At 75.6% G+C, this 14,114-nt stretch carries 12 protein-coding genes and 1 pseudogene; 5 read left to right on the forward strand and 8 right to left on the reverse strand.

What is annotated here, in order from left to right:
* Positions 1-10 precede the first annotated feature (10 nt).
* On the forward strand, positions 11-694 hold the full coding sequence (locus BM242_RS17550) for a DedA family protein (RefSeq protein WP_093839801.1): 684 nt from the start codon (positions 11-13) through the stop codon (positions 692-694).
* A 28-nt stretch (positions 695-722) separates the two neighbouring features.
* Here the strand turns inward: BM242_RS17550 and BM242_RS17555 are convergent, their stop codons facing one another.
* On the reverse strand, positions 723-1,592 hold the full coding sequence (locus tag BM242_RS17555; protein WP_093839802.1) for an EamA family transporter: 870 nt from the start codon (positions 1,590-1,592) through the stop codon (positions 723-725).
* Positions 1,593-1,724: 132 nt separating this feature from the next.
* Between BM242_RS17555 and BM242_RS17560 the strand changes: the two genes are divergently transcribed.
* Positions 1,725-2,297 carry a helix-turn-helix domain-containing protein gene (locus tag BM242_RS17560; RefSeq protein ID WP_093839803.1) on the forward strand — a complete coding sequence of 191 codons (573 nt, stop codon included), beginning with the start codon at positions 1,725-1,727 and terminating at the stop codon, positions 2,295-2,297.
* Positions 2,298-2,324: 27 nt separating this feature from the next.
* Here the strand turns inward: BM242_RS17560 and BM242_RS17565 are convergent, their stop codons facing one another.
* The gene (locus BM242_RS17565) at positions 2,325-2,756 is read right to left on the reverse strand and encodes a CoA-binding protein (RefSeq protein WP_093839804.1); all 432 of its coding nucleotides are present in this window, start codon (positions 2,754-2,756) and stop codon (positions 2,325-2,327) included.
* Between the two features lie 61 nt (positions 2,757-2,817).
* Here BM242_RS17565 and BM242_RS17570 point away from each other — a divergent pair, with 61 nt between their 5' ends.
* The 3 genes from BM242_RS17570 to BM242_RS17580 all read left to right on the forward strand — a co-directional run bounded on the left by BM242_RS17570 (position 2,818) and on the right by BM242_RS17580 (position 7,691).
* Complete coding sequence (locus BM242_RS17570) at positions 2,818-3,474, forward strand: YigZ family protein (RefSeq protein WP_093839805.1); 657 nt, start codon at positions 2,818-2,820, stop codon at positions 3,472-3,474.
* 66 nt (positions 3,475-3,540) lie between these two features.
* Positions 3,541-4,701, forward strand: coding sequence for an exonuclease SbcCD subunit D (locus BM242_RS17575; RefSeq protein WP_093839806.1), 1,161 nt, complete (start codon positions 3,541-3,543; stop codon positions 4,699-4,701).
* Positions 4,698-7,691, forward strand: coding sequence for an AAA family ATPase (locus BM242_RS17580; protein ID WP_093839807.1), 2,994 nt, complete (start codon positions 4,698-4,700; stop codon positions 7,689-7,691). The genes BM242_RS17575 and BM242_RS17580 overlap by 4 nt, the downstream gene beginning before the upstream one ends.
* A gap of 69 nt (positions 7,692-7,760) precedes the next feature.
* On the opposite strand, the gene BM242_RS17585 is transcribed toward BM242_RS17580, so the two are convergent.
* The 6 genes and pseudogenes from BM242_RS17585 to BM242_RS30865 form a co-directional block, all read right to left on the reverse strand.
* Positions 7,761-9,458, reverse strand: coding sequence for a DUF885 domain-containing protein (locus tag BM242_RS17585; protein ID WP_093839808.1), 1,698 nt, complete (start codon positions 9,456-9,458; stop codon positions 7,761-7,763).
* 66 nt (positions 9,459-9,524) lie between these two features.
* Positions 9,525-10,022, reverse strand: a pseudogene (locus BM242_RS17590) (N-acetyltransferase family protein); the annotation flags it as partial.
* Positions 10,023-10,379: 357 nt separating this feature from the next.
* Positions 10,380-11,123, reverse strand: coding sequence for a dethiobiotin synthase (bioD, locus tag BM242_RS17595; RefSeq protein WP_175541462.1), 744 nt, complete (start codon positions 11,121-11,123; stop codon positions 10,380-10,382).
* A 14-nt stretch (positions 11,124-11,137) separates the two neighbouring features.
* Positions 11,138-12,568 carry an adenylosuccinate lyase gene (gene purB, locus BM242_RS17600; RefSeq protein WP_093839850.1) on the reverse strand — a complete coding sequence of 477 codons (1,431 nt, stop codon included), beginning with the start codon at positions 12,566-12,568 and terminating at the stop codon, positions 11,138-11,140.
* An 11-nt stretch (positions 12,569-12,579) separates the two neighbouring features.
* Positions 12,580-13,464, reverse strand: coding sequence for an SGNH/GDSL hydrolase family protein (locus BM242_RS17605; RefSeq protein ID WP_425443876.1), 885 nt, complete (start codon positions 13,462-13,464; stop codon positions 12,580-12,582).
* Positions 13,465-13,578: 114 nt separating this feature from the next.
* Entirely contained in the window at positions 13,579-13,977 is a 399-nt protein-coding gene (locus BM242_RS30865) for an RNA-binding S4 domain-containing protein (protein WP_093839810.1), read from the reverse strand.
* Between the last annotated feature and the right edge of the window lie 137 nt (positions 13,978-14,114).

The raw sequence follows: 14,114 nt of genomic DNA on the forward strand, positions 1-14,114 counted from the left end.
GGAACGGCGGGTGGACATCCAGGCGTGGCTGGCGACGATCCCGCCGCTGGCCATCTACACCCTCGTGACCGCGGTCATCCTGATCGAGATGCTGGGCGTGCCGCTGCCCGGGGAGATCATCCTGGTCAGTGCCGCGCTGCTGGCCTCCCAGGGGCATGTGGACCCGCTCTGGGTCGGCATCTGCGCGACCGTCGGCGCCTGTGTGGGCGACTCTCTGGGCTATCTCATAGGCCTGCGCGGCGGCCGGCCGCTCTTCCAGTGGCTGGGCCGCAGATTCCCCGGACACTTCTCGCCCCGGAACGTCGCCCTGGCCGAGCGCGCCTTCGAGCGCTGGGGTGCCTGGGCGGTCTTCTTCGGGCGGTTCGTCGCGCTGCTGCGGATCTTCGCCGGTCCGCTGGCCGGGGTGCTGCGCATGCCCTACTGGAAGTTCGCCGCGGCGGACATTCCCGGCGGCGTCCTGTGGGCCGGCGGTACCACCGCGGTGATCTACTACGCCGGGGTGGTGGCCGAGGCCTGGCTGCACCGCTTCTCCTGGATCGGCCTGCTGGCCGCGGTGCTGTTCGGAGCGGCCTCGGTGCTGTGGATCAAGCGCCGGGCACGGCGGGCCGGCGCCTCGGACCCGGAGGCGGACGCGGGCCCGGAGGAATCCGCCGCCGCCCCGGCCGGCCGGACGCCGGTCGCCGTCCCGGACTGAACGCGGCACGCCCACCGGGCCCGGCGGATCAGCCGGAGGCCAGCAGCAGGGTGCCGGCCAGCGTCAGCGCCGCGCCCGCCGCCTGTACCGAGCGCAGCCGCTCGCGCAGCACTCCGCGCGCGGCCAGCGCGGTGACCACCGGGTAGAGCGAGGCGAGTACCGCCGCCACGGTCACCGGGCCGATCCCCGCCGCCAGCACATAGGTGCCGTTGGCCACCACATCGGCCACCCCGACGAACAGCAGCGCCGGGGTGGCCGCACGCAGCTCCGCCCGGCCGCCGGCGGGCAGTACCGGTACCCCGCGCCGGTGCGCCGCGGCCAGCGCCGCCCCGCCGGCCAGCACATTGCACAGCCGCTGCACCAGCAGCGCGAGCAGCAGGCCGCCCAGGGACTCCCCGTCGGACGCCTCGGCGATCAGCGCCAGCACCCCGCCGAAGCCCAGCGCCGCCGCCAGGGTGAGCAGCAGCGCCCGCTGCCGTACCGGGGCCGTGCCGCCGCGCTCCGGTCCGCCGGCCAGTACCACGCCCGTCACGGCCAGGGCGATGCCCGCGTACTGCAGGGCGGCCGGGCGCTCGCCCACCACCATGGCGACCGTCACCGGGACCGCCACCGCGGTCGCGACCAGCGGGGAGACCACGCCCATCGGGCCCAGGGCCAGCGCCCGGTAGAAGCAGATCATGGCCAGCGGGCCGAGGGCGCCGGCCGCCACGGCGAACCACAGCCGGCCGTCGGCGTGCTGCCAGGCCCCGGTGGCCAGCACTCCGGCGGCCAGCACCAGTGCGGCCAGGGTCTGGGAGACCACCACCACGGTGAGCGCGGGTACCCGGCGGGCCAGCATTCCGCCGCCGAAGTCGGCCAGACCCCACAGCACGCTCGTGGCCAGGGCCAGCACCACCATGGGGACACCTCGCAGTACAGTGCGGTGGACTTCAGCCCTCACCTTAGTTCACTGCACTGGACGTCGGCATCAAAAATACTGCACTGTCAGTGTGATCTGCGCGACGTCCGCCGCCGCGCACCGGAGGCGCCCATGACCGACCTCGACCAGCTCGCCCGGGCCCTGGGCCGCAGCCTGAAACAGTTGCGCGTCCGCCGCGGTCTGTCCCTGGACGCCCTGGCGGCACGGGCCGGGGTCAGCCGGGGCATGCTCATCCAGATGGAGCAGGCCCGGACCAACCCCAGTGTGGGCACCGTGGTCAAGGTCGCCGACGCCCTCGGCATCAGCCTCACCACCCTGTTCGAGCAGGGGCTGCGCCCCGCCGTCCGGCTCACCCCGCCCGGCCGCGCGGTCCGGCTGTGGTCCACCCCGGCCGGCAGCCACTCCACCCTGCTGGCCGGGACCGAGGCGCCCGGCCCCCTGGAGATGTGGAGCTGGCGGCTGATGCCCGGCGAGGGCCACACCTCCGACCCGCACCCGCCCGGCACCACCGAACTGCTGCACGTCACCTCGGGCGTGCTCACCCTCACCGTGGACGGCGAGTCCCACGAGGTGCCCGCGGGCACCTCCGCCGCCTTCGGCAGCCATGTGGCGCACGGCTACCGCAACGAGGGCGGGGAACCGGTGGAGATGACGATGGCGGTCTCCGTCCCGCCGCCCCGCTGAACCCGGCCGCCGCCCCCGGCGGGCCGCTCAGGCCCGGCCCGCCGCCAGATCGCGGAACTCCGGGCGGCGCAGCTCGATCGCCGGGCACCGGTCCATCACCATCTCCAGACCCGCCTCCCGCACCCGCCGGTACGCCTCCTCGTCCACCACGTCCAGCTGGAACCAGACCGCCTTCGCCCCGGCGGCGACCGCCTCGTCGGCCACCGCGCCCGCCAGCCGGCTGTTGACGAACACGTCCACCACATCGACCGGGAACGGGATCTCGGCCAGCGAGGCGTAGCCGCGCTCGCCGTGCACCGTCTCCGCCCGGGGATGCACCGGCACGATCCGCTTGCCGTGCCGCTGGAGCACGGCCGCCACACCGTAGGCGGGCCGTTCCCGGTTGCCGGAGAGCCCGACCACCGCCCAGGTCCCGCCGCCCGTCAGAATCCTGCGCACCGTCTCATCGGTTCCGTACATGCAGGCGTCAACCGGCACCCGGGCCCCGCCATTCCCCGCCGGCGCGCCTAGGCTTGGCCGGATGCGGGACCAGCGCAGCCACGGGGAGCCGGAGGACGACCGCTATCGCACGGTGGCCGGCGAGAGCCTCCACGAGACGGAGGTCAACCGGTCACGGTTCCTGTGCGCCCTGGCCCCGGCCGGCACCGAGGAGGAGGCCCGGGCGTTCATCGCCCGGATCCGCGCCCGCCACCCGGACGCCGCCCACCACTGCTGGGCCTATGTGATCGGCGCCGACGCGGCCGTCCAGCGCGGCGACGACGACGGCGAACCCGGCGGCACCGCGGGCCCGCCCATGCTCCGGATGCTGCTGCGGCGCGGCATGCGCTGCACCGTCGCCGTGGTCACCCGCTACTTCGGCGGCGTCAAACTCGGTGCGGGCGGCCTGATCCGCGCCTATGGCGGCGCCGTGGGGGAGGCCCTGGACGCCGCCGGGACCGTGACCCGCCGCCGCATGCGGCTGGCCTCCGTCACCGTCGGCCACGACCGGGCGGGCAAACTGGAGAACGAACTCCGCGCCGCCGGATACGCGGTGCGCTCGGTGACCTACGGCTCCCGGGTCACCATCGAGATCGGCCTGCCCGGCTCGGCCGCCGCCGGCTTCTGCGCCTGGCTCGCCGACACCACGGCCGGCACCGCCCGGGCCGAACTCGGGCCCGAATGGTACGGACCGCCCTGACCGGCCGGAGGCCGCCGGGAGGCCGGGGTGCCGGAGTGTCGGCGCCCGGGCCTACAGTGATCGACCATGCGCTTCCTGCACACGTCGGACTGGCATCTCGGCCGTGCCTTCCACCGCGTCGGACTGCTCGACGCCCAGCGCGCCTTCATCGACCATCTGATCGCCACCGTACGCGACAAGCAGGCCGACGCCCTCCTGGTCTCCGGCGACATCTACGACCGGGCGGTCCCCCCGCTGCCCGCCGTCGAGCTGTTCGACGAAACCCTGCACCGGCTGGCCGGGCTGGGCATCCCGGTGATCATGATCTCCGGCAACCACGACTCGCCCCGCCGCCTGGGCGTCGGCGCGGGCCTGCTGGAACGCAGCAACATCCATCTGCGCACCGACCCGGAATCCTGCGGCGAGCCGGTGCTGCTGCACGACGCCCACGGCGGCATCGCCGTCTACCCGCTGCCCTATCTGGAACCCGCGCTGGTCCGCGAGCGGCTCGGTGCCGAACGCCCCGGCCACACCGAGGTGCTGGCCGCCGCCATGCGCCGGGTCCGCCGGGATCTGGCCGCCCGCCCGGCCGGCACCCGCTCCGTCGTCCTCGCCCACGCCTTCGTCACCGGCGGCGAGGAGAGCGACAGCGAACGCGACATCACCGCGGGCGGCGCCGCCTCCGTACCGCGCACCCTGTTCGACGGCGTCGACTACGTCGCCCTCGGCCATCTGCACGGCGCCCAGGCCCTCACCGAACGGATCCGCTACTCCGGCTCCCCGCTGGCCTACTCCTTCTCCGAGACCGGCCACCGCAAGAGCCTGTGGCTCATCGGGCTCGGCCCCGGCGGGCGGATCGAGCAGGACGAGCGCCTCGACTGCCCGGTGCCCCGCCCGCTGGCCCGGCTGCGCGGCACCCTGGACCACCTGCTCACCGACCCCGCCCTGGAGGAATGCCGGGAGCACTGGGTGGAGGCCACCCTCACCGACCCCGGCCGGCCGCCGGACCCCATGGCGCGGCTGGGCGAGCGCTTCCCGCATCTGCTCAGCCTGGTCTTCGAACCGCGGCGCGCCGCCGGCACCCCGGCCGGCCCCCGCTACGGCGACCGGCTGCGCGACCGCACCGACCAGCAGATCGCCGGGGACTTCCTCCGCCACGTCCGCGGCGGCCGGGAACCCGACCCCGGGGAAGGCGCCCTGCTCGCCGCCGCCCTGGAGGGCGCCCGCACCCAGGAGCAGCAGCGGTGAGACTGCACAGCCTCCGCCTCGCCGCGTTCGGCCCCTTCGGCGGACGCCAGCACATCGACTTCGACCGGCTCGCCGCCGACGGGCTGTTCCTGCTGCACGGCCCCACCGGCGCCGGCAAGACCTCCGTCCTGGACGCGGTCTGCTACGCACTCTACGGCTCGGTGCCGGGCGCCCGCCAGGGCCAGGAACTGCGCAGCGACCACGCCGAGCAGGACACCCTCACCGAGGTGGTGCTCGACTTCACCCTCGCCGGACGCCGCCTGGAGATCACCCGCCGCCCGGAACAGGACCGCCCCAAGAAGCGCGGCACCGGCCTGACCCGCGAGAAGGCGTACAGCGCGCTGCGCGAACGCGATCCGGCCACCGGTGGCTGGCGTGCCCTCAGCCGCTCCCACCAGGAGATCGGCATCGAGCTGCGGGACCTGCTGGTGATGAGCCGCGAGGAGTTCTGCCAGGTGGTGCTGCTGCCCCAGGGCGAGTTCGCCCGCTTCCTGCGGGCCGGTGCCGAGGACCGCGCCCGGCTGCTCGGCCGCCTGTTCGACACCCGCCGCTTCGCCGCCGCCGAGGAACACCTCGACGAGCAGCGCCGCGCCGCCCTGGAACAGGTCCGCACCGGTGACGAACGGCTGCTGGCCCTGGCCCACCGCATCCAGCAGGCGGCCGGCGGCCCCGGCGGGGCGGAGCTGCCGGCCGCGGGCGATCCCGCCCTGGCCGGCGCCGTGCTGCGGCTGGCCGCCCAGGCCCGCGCCGACGCCCGGGAACGCCTGGAGATCGCCCGCCTCGCCGCCGAGGCGGCCGAGGCGGCGCACCACGCCGCCCGGCAGGGCCGCGACACCGCCGCCGCGCTCCACACCCTCCAGCAGCGCCACCGGCAGGCCCGCGCGCGCCAGGAGGCCCTGCGGGAGCGGCAGCCCGAACGCGAGGCCGCCCGTGCCCTGCTGGACCGCGCCCGCGCCGCGGCGGCCGTGGCACCGGCCCTCGACCTCTACACCGAGGCCGAGGCCGAACACCGGACCGCCCGGCGGGAGGAGACCCTGGCCAGGGCCGGGCTGCCCGAGGACCTGGCCGGCGCCCCGGCCGAGACCCTGGCCGGCCGGGAACGCGCACTGCGCCAGGAGTCCGGCACCCTGGCCGCCGCCCGCGCCGCCGAGGACCGGGCCGGACGTCTCGCCGCCGAGATCGAGGCCCTGGACGAGACCGTCCGCCGCGACGGCGAGCGGCTGGCCGCCGACCAGGAGGCGCTGGCCCGGGCGGAAGCGACCCGGCACCGGCTCGGCACCGCGCTCGAGGCCGCCCGGCAGGCCGGGCGGGACACCGAGCGGCTGGAACATCTGCTGGCCGGGGAGCGCCGCCGGCTCCGGGCCGCCGCCCGCCGCGACGCCCTCGCCGAGGACGCCGACGCCCTGGCCGCGGCGCACACCCGGGCCGCCCGGGAGGCGGACACCGCCCGCGCCGGATGGCTGGATGTCCGGGAGCGCCGGCTGGCCGGCCTGGCCGCCGAACTCGCCGGCCGGCTCCGCCCCGGACAGCCCTGCGCGGTGTGCGGCTCGCCGGAACACCCGGCCCCCGCCCCCCGGTCCCCCGGCCATGTGGACCGGGAACAGGAGGACGCCGCCCGGCAGACCCTGGAACAGGCCGAGGAGCACCGCGAGGAGCTCGCCCGCCGGCTGGCCGCGCTCCGCGCCGAACACGCCGCCGCGGCCGAGGACGCCGGGAACGAGCCGCTGCCCGCCCTGACGGAGCGGGTCACCGCCCTGGAACAGCGGCTCGCCGCCGCCCGCGCCGCCGCCGCCGGTGCCACGGCGGCCGAGGAGGACCTCGCCCGCGCGGAGGCCGGCCGCACCGGGCTCGCCGCCCGCATCGAGGAGGGGCACCGCACCGCCGCCGGCCGGGCCTCCCGGCGTGCCGCCCTGGCCGCCGAACTCGCCGCCCTGCAGAAGGAATTGGCCCGGGCCCGCGGCGACGCGCCCAGCGTCGCCGAACGCGCCGCCCGGCTGGAGCGGGAGGCCGGTCTGCTGGCCGAGGCCGCCACCGCCGCCACCCGCGCCGAGCAGACCGCCGCCCGGCTGAAGGAGGCCGACGCCAGGCTGGCCACCGCGGCCTACCGGGCCGGGTTCGAGACCCCCGAGCGGGCCCGGGAGGCGCTGCTGCCCGAGACCGGGCAGCGCGAACTCGCCGACCGGCTGGAGCAGTGGAGCCGGGAGGAGGCGGAGATCCGCGCCGTGCTCGGCGACCTGGCCACCGTGCGGGCCGCCGCCGCGCCGCCCGCGGACCCGGAGGCCGCCGGGGCGGCGGCCGATGCGGCGCTGCACCGGGTGCGGGACACCTCCGCCGCGCACCGCGCCGCCGCCGACCGCTGCGCCGAACTGGACCGGCTCTCCGCCGAGGCGGCCGGCGCGGTCCGGCAACTGGCGCCGATGCGCGCCCGCGGCGCCCGGATCGCCCGCCTGGCCGACCTGGTCCGGGGCCGCACCGCCGACAACCTCTACCGGATGCGGCTGGAGACCTATGTGCTGGCCGCCCGGCTGGAGCGGGTCGCCGCCGCGGCCGGGGACCGGCTGGGCGCCATGTCGGCCGGCCGTTACGCCCTGACCCACACCGACGTCCCGGTCTCCCGCGGCCGTTCCGGCCTGGGCCTGCGGGTGCTGGACGCCTGGACCGGAAGGGAACGCGACACCGCCACCCTCTCCGGCGGGGAATCCTTCTACGTCTCGCTGGCCCTGGCCCTCGGCCTGGCCGACGTGGTCGCCGAGGAGGCCGGCGGGCAGCGGCTGGACTCCCTCTTCATCGACGAGGGCTTCGGCAGCCTGGACGAACAGACCCTGGACGAAGTGCTGGACGTGCTGGACGGCCTGCGCGAGCAGGAGCGCAGCGTCGGCATCGTCAGCCATGTCCCCGATCTGCGCGCCCGGATACCGGCCCGGCTGGAGGTGGTCAAGGGCCGCCGCGGCTCCACCCTGCGGCAGCGCGCCGCGCCCGGGGCGGTGTGAGCCGCCGGGCCGCCCGGCCGCCGCACGGCCCGCGCCGCGCGGCGGCCGGGGCGCCGCCCGTCGTGCCGCCTACAGGGCGGCGAGTTCCTCACGCAGATCGTCCAGGCCGAGCGAGCCCAGGGACAGCGCCGCCATGTGCCAGCGCTTGGCGTCGAACGCCTCGCCGTGCGCCGCCCGGGCGGCCTCCCGCCCGGCCAGCCAGGCCCGCTCGCCCAGCTTGTAGCCGATCGCCTGGCCGGGCATGCCCAGATACCGGACCAGTTCGCTCTCGATGAAGTCGGCCGGCCGGCCGCTGTGCCGGCCGAAGAACTCCTGCGCCAGCTCCGGCGTCCACCGCTCACCGGCGTGGAAGCCGGAATCCGCGGGGATCTCCAGACCGAGGTGCATGCCGATGTCGATGATCACCCGCACCGCACGCATCATCTGGCAGTCCAGATAGCCCAGCCGCAGTTCCGGATCGGTCAGGAAACCCAGCTCGTCCATGAGCCGCTCGGCGTAGAGCGCCCAGCCCTCGGCGTTGGCGCTGACCATTCCCGCGGTGGTCTGGAACCGCGAGAGCCGCTCGGCGACATGCACCCACTGGGCGAGCTGGAGATGATGCCCCGGCACGCCCTCGTGGTACCAGGTGGACACCAGGTCGTAGACCGGGAACCGGGTCTGGCCCAGGGTCGGCAGCCAGGTGCGGCCGGGCCGGGAGAAGTCCAGGGACGGCGGGGTGTAGTACGGCGCCGCGGCGCTGCCGTCCGGCGCGATCATCGACTCCACCCGCTTGACCCGGTCGGCCAGTTCGAAGTGGGTCCCGTCCAGCGCGGTGATCGCCTCGTCCATCAGGTTCTGCAGCCAGGCCCGGATCTCCGGCACTCCCTCGACCGCCCGGCCCTCGGTGTCCAGATGCTTCAGCGCCTCCCACGGCGAGGAGCCGGGCAGGATCTTGTCCGCCTCCGCCCACATCTCGGCCAGCAGCCGGTGGTACTCGGCCCAGCCGTAGGCGTATGCCTCCTCCAGATCCAGATCGGTGCCGTTCCAGTACCGCACCCAGCGGGCGTAGCGTTCCCGCCCGGCCACGTCCGGGGTGCCCGCGGCGGCAGCCGCGTACTCCCCGGCCAGCCAGTCGCGCAGCGCGCCCACGGCGGCGGCGGCCTCGCCCGCCGCCGCGTCCAGCGCGCCCCGCAGCTCCTCGGGGCCGTCCGCGGTGAAGGCCGTGAACCAGTCGGGGCGCGCGCCGTCCCCGAGCCATTCGGTGAGCTGTCCGATCACCGTGGTGACCTGCCGGGGGCCGGCCGTCAGCCCGCGGGAGGCGCCCTCGGCGAGCGCCGCCCGGTACCCCTCCAGCGCGGCCGGCACGGCCCGCATCCGCCGCGCCACCGTCGCCCAGTCCTCGGCCGTCTCCAGCGGCATCAGGGTGAAGACGTTGCGCACGTTCTGAACGGGCGAGAACAGGTTGTTCATCAGGCGCAGGGTCTCCCCGGCGTCGTGCACCGCGAGCTGGGCGGCCAGCCGCTCGCGCAGCAGCCGGGCGCAGCGGCGCTCGACGTCGGAGTCCCCGCCGGGCAGCGCCTCGGCGTGCGGCAGCCGGGCCAGCACCGCGCGCTGGAGGCCGGCTATCCGCTCCAGGCCGGCGGGGGAGTAGTCGGGGAGACGGCCGGCGCTCTCCGGCACGCCCAGGTAGGTGCCGGTGACCGGGTCCAGCTCGATCAGTGCGTCCAGGTAGGCGTCGGCGAGCTGTCGGGGGAGCAGATCTTTCGTGAGATCCAGGGTGTCGGACATGCGCCCCATCCTCATATGTGAACAGGGCGGATGTCACTACGGTTCCGCGCCGCGGACCAGTGGGGCTCAGCCGCCGGCCGGGGCGGGCAGCGCGCCCGCCGCGGCGGACGGCGCCAGCCGCGCGCTGATCACCAGCACCCCCTCCGACCAGTCGTACTCCAGCGGCAGCCCGGTGGACCGCATGGCCGCCCGCATCCCGGTGTTGCCGGACTGCGTCACCGCGTAGACGGAGTCGCAGCCCGCCTCCCGGGCCAGCACCAGCAGCCGCCGCAGCAGCGCCATCCCCACCCCGCGGCGCTGCCAGGCATCCTCCACCAGCAGCGCGATCTCGGTGTCGTCGCCGTCCCAGAGCACATGCCCCAGCGCCACGATCTCCCCGCCGGGCGACTCGGCCGCGAGGGTCCGACCGTGCCGCGGGTCCAGCAGATGGCCCAGATAGCGGTCGGCGTCGCCCACCGGTCCGTGGTAACGCCGGTTCAGGGTCGACGGCGAGCAGCGCTCGTGCATCGCCCTGGCCGCCCGGGCGTCGCCCGGGCCGGCCTGCCGCAGCACCAGGCCCTCCGGACCCGGGCTGACCGGGACCTCGGCGGGCGCGGATCCCGGGTACACCGCAGGGGCCGCCGGCAGGGGGTTCGCCACCGCCTGGCAGCCCCGCACCGGGCCGGGGGACGGGCGCCGGAGGCGACCGCCGGCCGGCCGCACGGTGCGGTGGAAGGAGGACTCAGCCATAGGAGCACTCTCGCTCCCGGGTGTTGCGTGATCACAAACGTATTGTGACTCGCGGGTTAAGGAGGTATTCAACCGAAAAATCCACTTCGTCACCTCATGTCACCCCGCTTTCCGTGCTTGCCCTGTGACCGCGTAACGGCTCGTGGACCGGTCCATGTTCCGGTCACCGCCCCTCTTGTCGCCCCGGCCGGCTCACCGGCCCTCGTCCCTGCCGCCGCCCGCGGACTCCGGGAACGTGTCCAGGACCGCGTGCAGCGCCGCACCCACCCACTCCGGAGCCGATGCGCGGAAGACCTCCGGCGGCAGCCCGGCCGCCCGTTCCGGAATCACCCCCAGCACCGGTACCTCCGCGACCACCGGGAGATCCTCCCGGTTGCACTCCTCGGCCGCACCGGGCTCGGCGGGCCAGCTTCCGATCACCAGCCCGGGGCAGCGCAGTCCGCGTACCCGCAGTGCCTGTGTCGTCAGCGCTGTGTGATTCAGCGTCCCGAGCTCCGCGGATGTCACCACCACGACCGGCGAGCGCATCAGCAGCGCCAGATCGGCCAGCGTGGACCCCTCGGCGTCGAACGGCACCAGCAGCCCGCCGGCGCCCTCCACCAGCACCAGATCGCTGCGGTCGGCCAGATCCTGCACCGCGGCCACCACCGCCCGCGGGCGCACCGCGGGCAGCCCGGCCCGCCGGGCCGCGGCCGAGGGCGCCAGCGGCTCCGGATACCGGGCCACCTCCACCCCGGTGACCTCGCCGCCCGCCAGCCGGCGCACCTCGTGCACATCGCCCGGCTCGTCCGGCGCCACCCCCGTCTGGGCGGGCTTGACCACCGCCACGGCCAGACCGGCGGCGCGGGCCGCGGCGGCCAGCGCCGCGGTCGCCACCGTCTTGCCCACCCCGGTACCGGTACCGGTGACCACGGCTATCCCGGCTGTGCGGGTCACGATTCCCCCTGTTCTCAGAGAATGGCGCCGGGTGTGTACCCGGCCGCCTCCGGGTGCTTGTCCGCCAGCGCCTCGACGGCCCGTACCACCGCCGCGGTCTGCGCGCCCGCCGCGCCGGTGAAGGACAGCGGCTCGGTCAGCAACTGGTGCAGCGTCACCGCGGTCAGCGGAATCCGCTCGTCCGCGGCCAGCGAGGCGATCAGCGGATTCTCCGCGGCCCCGGCGCGCAGCGACAGCGCCGCCTTGACCGCGTGCTCCTTGATGGCCTCGTGCGCGGTCTCCCGGCCCACCCCGGCCTTCACCGAGGCGATCAGGATCTTGGTGGTGGCCAGGAACGGCAGGTAGCGGTCGAGTTCGCGGGAGACCACGGCGGGGAACACCCCGAACTCGTCCAGCACCGTGAGAAATGTCTCGAAAAGGCCGTCCAGCGCGAAGAAGGCGTCCGGCAGCGCCACCCGGCGCACCACCGAGCAGGAGACATCGCCCTCGTTCCACTGGTCGCCGGCCAGCTCGCCCGCCATGTGGCTGTAGCCGCGCAGGATCACCGCCAGGCCGTTGATCCGCTCGCAGGAGCGGGTGTTCATCTTGTGCGGCATGGCGGAGGAGCCGACCTGCCCCTCCTTGAATCCCTCGGTCACCAGTTCATGACCGGCCATCAGCCGGACCGTCTTCGCCAGGGACGACGGCGCGGCGGCGAGCTGCACCAGGCAGCTCAGCACCTCGTAGTCCAGGGACCGCGGATACACCTGGCCGACGGAGCTGAGCACCGAGCCGAAGCCCAGGTGGTCCGCCACCCGCCGCTCCAGGTCGGCCAGCTTCCCGGCGTCGCCGCCGAGCAGGTCCAGCATGTCCTGCGCGGTGCCCACCGGGCCCTTGATGCCGCGCAGCGGATAGCGGTCCAGCAGCTCCTCCAGCCGCCGGAACGCCACCAGCATCTCGTCCGCGCAGCCGGCGAACCGCTTGCCCAGGGTGGTGGCCTGCGCCGCCACATTGTGCGAACGGCCGGTCAGCACCAGCTCCGCATGGCCGGCGGCGAGCCGCGCCAGCCGGGCCAGCACGGCCACCGCGCGGTCCCGCACCAGCTCCAGCGAGCGGCGGATCTGCAACTGCTCGACGTTCTCCGTCAGATCGCGCGAGGTCATGCCCTTGTGGATCTGCTCGTGCCCGGCCAGCGCGTTGAACTCCTCGATGCGGGCCTTCACATCGTGCCGGGTCACCCGCTCCCGGGCCGCGATCGACTCCAGATCCACCGACTCCAGCACCGCCCGGTAGTCCTCGGCGGCGCCGTCCGGGACCGCCACCCCCAGGTCCCGCTGGGCGGCCAGCACGGCCAGCCACAGCCGGCGCTCGGCGACGACCTTCTGCTCGGGGGACCAGACCCGGGCCATCTCCACGGAGGCGTAGCGGTGGGCCAGAACGTCGGGGATCTGCGGTTTCGCTGTCACGGACAGCGATTCTACGGCTGCCCCGTCCCCGCTGCCCGCAGCGTCCCGTCCGGGCGGCCGGAGGCCGGTCCGCCGCCCGCCGGCGGGCCGGCGGGCACCCCGTCCGCGGCGGCCCCGGCCCCGCCGGCCGGCCACGGCAGCAGCTCCGGCCGTTTGCACGGCCGGCCGTCCCCGGAGGACCGGCCGGCCAGCCGGCGCCCGATCCACGGCAGCAGATGCACCCGGGCGAACCGCGCGTCGGCGAGCCGCCGCCGGGCCCAGCCGGGCGGCGGCTGCGCGGGGAGCGGGGCCGTCCAGTCCCAGCCCGGGGCCAGCCCCAGCGTCTGCCACACGGCCTCGGCGACCCGCCGGTGCCCCTCCGCGGTCAGATGCAGCCGGTCCTCCGCCCACAGCCGGGGATCGGACAGCGCCTGCGAGGTGTACAGGTCGGCCACCACCGCGCCGTGCCGCGCGGCCAGCTCGTCCAGGATCCCGAACAGCGCCTCCATCCGCGGCCGGTAGCGCTCCAGCACCGGGCCGCGCCGCCCCGGGCTGCGCATCAGCACCAGGGTCCGGCAGGAAGGGGCCAGGGTCTCCACCGCCTCCTCCAGCCGGGCCCGTACCAGGCCCAGGTCGTAGCGCGGCCGGAGCAGGTCGTTGAGCCCGCCCACCAGCGTCACCAGGTCCGCGCGCATCGCCGCCGCGGCCGGCACCTGCTCCCCGGTGATCTGGCCGATCAGCTTGCCGCGCACCGCCAGGTTGGCGTACCGGAAGCCCTCGGCGCGCCCGGCGAGCCGCCCGGCCAGCAGATCCGCCCACCCCCGGTAGCCACCGTCCGGGCGGAGATCGGACATCCCCTCGGTGAAGGAATCCCCCACGGCCACAAAACTGCGGATCTCCGGCTGCATGCTCTCCATGGCAGCCCACGATGCCAAAACCCCGGGTCGTCCCGGGATGACAGCCGTCACACCCCGACCGCCCCGAACCGCCCCGGCTGTCCTCTCCGGCCCGTCCTCTCCGGCCGGCCGCGGTCAGCCGCGCGGCGGCCGGTCCGGGCCGCCGCTGCCGCGCAGCCGGTCCAGCTCGCGCCGCTCCCGCTTGGTGGGGCGCCCCGCCCCCCGGTCCCGGCGGCCCACCGCCACCAGCAGCTCCCGCGGCGGCGGGGGAGGGCTGTTGTCCACCAGGCACTCCGCGGCCACCGGCGCCCCCACCCGCTTGCGGACGATCCGGGTCACGATCACCACCCGGTCCCGGCCCTCGTGCCGCAGCCGTACCTCGTCCCCGGGCCGCACCGCGTGCGCCGGCTTCACCCGGTCACCGTTGACCTTCACATGACCGGCCCGGCAGGCCGCGGTCGCCTGCGAACGGGTCTTGATCAGCCGCACGGACCAGATCCAGGTGTCCACCCGCGCCGTCTCCTGCGAAGTCATGACACGACTGTAGAACGCCGCCGGTCATCCGCGCGTCACCGGCCGGAGCCCCGGAAGCGGGGAGAGGTTCGCAAAACCGCCACCCCGTGTTGGGCGGGCACCGGGCGGTCTTCCTTCTAGCGTGAACGCGGCTGGAT

The organism is Streptomyces aidingensis (genome assembly GCF_900112355.1).
Classification (GTDB): Bacteria; Actinomycetota; Actinomycetes; order Streptomycetales; family Streptomycetaceae; genus Streptomyces; species Streptomyces aidingensis.

What these genes read in the sequence shown, in the direction of transcription:
- BM242_RS17555 (WP_093839802.1), bottom strand. Translation starts at nt 1,592, where the DNA reads ATGGTGGTGCTGGCCCTGGCCACGAGCGTGCTGTGGGGTCTGGCCGAC.
- BM242_RS17560 (WP_093839803.1), top strand. Translation starts at nt 1,725, where the DNA reads ATGACCGACCTCGACCAGCTCGCCCGGGCCCTGGGCCGCAGCCTGAAA.
- BM242_RS17570 (WP_093839805.1), top strand. Translation starts at nt 2,818, where the DNA reads ATGCGGGACCAGCGCAGCCACGGGGAGCCGGAGGACGACCGCTATCGC.
- BM242_RS17575 (WP_093839806.1), top strand. Translation starts at nt 3,541, where the DNA reads ATGCGCTTCCTGCACACGTCGGACTGGCATCTCGGCCGTGCCTTCCAC.
- BM242_RS30865 (WP_093839810.1), bottom strand. Translation starts at nt 13,977, where the DNA reads ATGACTTCGCAGGAGACGGCGCGGGTGGACACCTGGATCTGGTCCGTG.
- BM242_RS17565 (WP_093839804.1), bottom strand. Translation starts at nt 2,756, where the DNA reads ATGTACGGAACCGATGAGACGGTGCGCAGGATTCTGACGGGCGGCGGG.
- BM242_RS17585 (WP_093839808.1), bottom strand. Translation starts at nt 9,458, where the DNA reads ATGTCCGACACCCTGGATCTCACGAAAGATCTGCTCCCCCGACAGCTC.
- BM242_RS17605 (WP_425443876.1), bottom strand. Translation starts at nt 13,464, where the DNA reads ATGGAGAGCATGCAGCCGGAGATCCGCAGTTTTGTGGCCGTGGGGGAT.